This window comes from Paenibacillus sp. 32352 (assembly GCF_002042965.1).
GTDB lineage: Bacteria > Bacillota > Bacilli > Paenibacillales > NBRC-103111 > Paenibacillus_S > Paenibacillus_S vulneris.
In genome coordinates this window covers 1-297 of the sequence record NZ_MZNT01000067.1, presented here as the reverse complement: position 1 = coordinate 297, position 297 = coordinate 1, and the positions used below count along the sequence as shown (strand labels likewise).

The 297-nt window shown below is 45.1% G+C and carries 1 protein-coding gene; it reads left to right on the top strand.

Features of this window, described 5'->3' with window-relative positions; translation table 11 throughout:
• Positions 1-61: 61 nt before the first annotated feature.
• Positions 62-297 (top strand): hypothetical protein (locus tag B1728_RS36600; protein WP_218672337.1); only part of this gene is annotated, 236 nt, incomplete at its 3' end.

Sequence of the window (297 nt, the reverse complement as noted above, 5' to 3'; positions counted from 1 at the left end):
AAGGTGCAATGGAAGAATCGACCGGTTGAAGAGTCCACTTGGGAGAAGGAGGCTGATATGCATGAAAGATATCCACACCTTTTTACAGATTCAGGTACTCTTTCTCGCCCTTGTTTTTCTTCTTGTGATCATTCCAGGACAAACGATGAATAAATTGGTATCTATTGTAACGACCTGTTTAGTCGTTTTGAGCAGCAGATTTCAATTCTGGAAAAACTGGCAGAAGCGACAGACCCCACGATGGAACGTCATGGTCACGACGGACCGTCGAGGGTGTCTCGTCCCAAAACACTTAGA